We start from the raw sequence: 2,509 nt of genomic DNA on the forward strand, positions 1-2,509 counted from the left end.
GCCGAGGATGATCGGGACGGTACGACCGAACGTGGACAACTGATCCTGGCCGTCCTTGGCCTGCTGAACCTGGAACTCGATGGTGTCCTGGTCGAACGGCAGCGTGACCTTCAGGACCGTCACCTCGGGGGTGTCGGCCTCACGCGCGTAGTACTGGTACTGCTGCTCCTGGCCCTTCACGACGACGCCGGTGACGGGGTCGACCCACATGTCGCGGACGTTGCTGTACCAGCGGACCATCGTGATCGGCTCGTCGCCGCCCTCGATACCCCAGGTGGCGGCGGGCAGGCTCAGCTTGTAGGTGGGGTTCGTCGGATCGGACTTCGACAGGTCGACCGGCTCGATCGTCTGCGTGAAGTGGTAGACCTCGACGCCGCCGATCTCACTGTCGTCACCCTCGACGTAGTTGATCTCGTAGTTCTCGCGTGCGTTGTTGTCGAAGTACGGGTAGCTCTTCCGCTCGACGTCGAACGGGAACTTGTACTGCAGACCCTCACGGTTGGTGATCTCCGTGGGCGGCGCCGTCGACGAGGTCTGGATGGTGCTCACCCGGTCGGGGAACTCCTCGAGCGAGACCGGCATCGAGGTGACGCGGTCGATCGTCAGCCGGTCCACCGTCGCCGACACAAGTCCGGTGTCGCCCTGCATGTCCAGTCGGCGCACGGCCTGGCCGGCCTGCAGCGTCATGACCTCGGCGTTCGAGGGGTCTTCGACGGTGACGAAACGCTGCGCGACGATCAGGACGTTCGTGTCGACCTGTGCCTGGCCGGCGAGCAGCGCCTTGGAATTGAGAATGTCACCCGTACCCTCGGCCACGGTGGTGACCTCGAGGTCGAGTGGTGTCTTCTTCAGCTTGCCTACGGTGTAGGTCGGCACCAGCAGCGCGATCGCCAGGAGGAAAGTCCCCAGGCCCACCAACACCAGCGCAAGTTTCCGGCCCGAGCTCGAACGCTCAGCCATGCTGTCTCTCCTCACTCAACGGTTGTCATCGAGTACCCCCACCGGCAGCCGGGCTGCACGGATCGTCTGGTGTACGACGTCGCGCACACCACGTGAGCCCAGACACTAACAGCCGACGGTCGTTGTGCGTACGGCCGGACTCGGAACAACCCGGTACTTCCCGGACGGGACTCGCCCGGCACACTGGTCCGCGATGACCAGTCGACCAGACACCGGAGTGCCGCCCCGTGGCGCGACCGGGTTCCTGCCTGCCCTCGAGGGCATGCGCGGCTGCGCCGCCGTCGGAGTTCTCGTCACACATGTCGCGTTCCAGACCGGTGCCGTGCACGATCCGGTGATCGGCCGCGTGTGGGGCAGGCTCGACCTCGCGGTCGCCCTGTTCTTCGCCCTGTCCGGGTTCCTGCTGTGGCGTCCGCACGCCGCGGAGGCTCGCGGGTACGGTGCCGCGCAGTCACCCGGTCGGTACCTCGTGTCCCGTGCCGTGCGCATCCTCCCCGCGTACTGGACGGCGGTGTGCCTGGTACTGCTTCTGCTGCCAGGAGCGGGCGGCGGCTGGCGGGTGTGGGTGGCGAACCTCACGTTCGTTCAGGTGTTCGTGCCGCTGACCCTCACCGAGGGGCTGACCCAGATGTGGAGCCTGTCCGTCGAGGTTGCGTTCTATCTGCTGTTGCCGCTGTTCGGCGCCGCGCTGTGCCGGCTGCGCGGGGACGCCGCACGATTCCGGATCCCGGTGATCCTCGCGGCGTGCGCGGCGAGTTTCGTGTGGGTGTGGCTGCCGGTGGCCACGCCCGACCACATCAACCACGACAACTGGCTGCCCGGCTATCTGCCGTGGTTCGGGGTGGGCATGCTGCTCGCCGAACTGGTGACCATCGGCGGTACCTGGGTACACCGATTGGCGGCCCGGCGGGGTCTCATGGCGGCAATCGCGATCGGTGCGTTCGTCCTCGCGGCCACCCCGCTCGGCGGTCCGGCGGAACTGACCACTCTCGAGCCGTGGGAGTACAACAGCAAGATCCTGCTCGGCGCCGTGATGAGCGCGGCGTTGCTCGCCCCGCTGGTGCTGACCCCCCGTGACCACCACCGGATCCTCGCGTCGACCACCGCGCTGGCGGTCGGACGCTGGTCCTACGGCATCTTCATCTGGCACCTCGCGGTGCTGTCGATCGTGTTCCCGGTGTTCGGCATCCTGCCGTTCCACGGACATTTCTGGTTCGTGCTCGTCGTCACCGTGATCGTGAGCATCGCGGTCGCGTCCGTGAGTTACGCGCTCGTCGAGGAACCTGCCCGCCGCGAGTTCCACCGCAGGACCCGGGCGAAGCGGGGCGACAGCGGAACCGTCGCGAGCCCCAGCGCCACCAACCCGGCCAGCGCGGCGAACTGAATCAGGAACGAGTGCCCGACGTAGCCGCCGGGAGCACGCCACGGGCCGGTCGACAGCAATGCCATCGCGACCATCGTCGCCGCGCCGGCTGTCGCCACCAGGATGCGTGACGCGACGGACTCTGCTCGCCGTGCCACGGCGACACCCACCGCGACGGCACCGCCC

Annotated in this window: 2 protein-coding genes; one reads left to right on the forward strand and one right to left on the reverse strand. The window is 67.6% G+C overall.

Annotated elements, in window-relative coordinates:
* Positions 1–960, reverse strand: a 960-nt coding sequence (locus WAX14_RS20670; RefSeq protein WP_422629919.1) for a DUF3068 domain-containing protein, incomplete at its 3' end; no start/stop codon positions are given.
* Positions 961–1,153: 193 nt separating this feature from the next.
* On the opposite strand from WAX14_RS20670, the gene WAX14_RS20675 reads away from it, so the two are divergent.
* Positions 1,154–2,344 (forward strand): acyltransferase family protein, encoded by a 1,191-nt coding sequence (locus WAX14_RS20675; RefSeq protein ID WP_422629920.1) that lies wholly within the window; start codon positions 1,154–1,156, stop codon positions 2,342–2,344.
* The last annotated feature ends 165 nt before the right edge of the window (positions 2,345–2,509 follow it).

It is taken from the genome of Rhodococcus sp. (in: high G+C Gram-positive bacteria) (assembly GCF_049299235.1).
Taxonomy (GTDB): Bacteria; Actinomycetota; Actinomycetes; order Mycobacteriales; family Mycobacteriaceae; genus Rhodococcus.